Here is a 649-nt window from a genome sequence, read left to right on the forward strand (position 1 = left end):
CGAACTGCACGGCCTGTGGCCCCGCGCCTGCATCGAGGTGTTCGACATGGGCGCCGAGCCCGTGGTGCGGCTGTTGCCCGCCAGCGGCGGCCCGGACGGGCTTGCGGGCGGTGTCACGCCCAACGGCGCCACCACGGACGGGGCGTTGATGGTGCGCCAGGCATTGCGGGGGCTGTCGCGGCGCGACGTGTTCCGATCCGCCGACGGGCTGGCCATCAAGGCGGTGGTGCCGGTCATCGTGTCGCAGGAGCAGGCCGGATCACGCCACGGCGGGGAAATCCAGCGTCCCCTGCCCGCTCCCATGGGACCGGCGGCCCTGCCGGAATCATCCCTGTGCAACGCGCCCCCACTGTCCCAGTCGTCCCCGCTGTCTCCGTTGCCCGCGCAGATGGCCCCGTACGTGCCGTTTGCCTCCGATGCGGAGGCCATCACCGGGCGGGTGGATATGGAAGGGTTGGCGGTCCGCCAGAACGGGCGCATCGTGGGGGCGGCGGTAGTGTCGTTTCCCATGAACCGTTCACTGCTGCGCGGCCTGGGCGATGCGGTGCGCGCCGACGTGGCGGTGTTCGACCTGGGCGGCGAACGGCCACGCGGCACGCTGTTTCCCGGTGACGGCACCGCCGACGTGGCCGACTGGCCGGACCGGCCC

General features: G+C 72.6%; 1 pseudogene. It reads left to right on the forward strand.

Features of this window, described 5'->3' with window-relative positions:
- Window positions 1–649, forward strand: a pseudogene (locus tag FVW27_RS18550) (ATP-binding protein); the annotation flags it as partial.

Source organism: Nitratidesulfovibrio liaohensis (genome assembly GCF_011682075.1).
Taxonomy (GTDB): Bacteria; Desulfobacterota; Desulfovibrionia; order Desulfovibrionales; family Desulfovibrionaceae; genus Cupidesulfovibrio; species Cupidesulfovibrio liaohensis.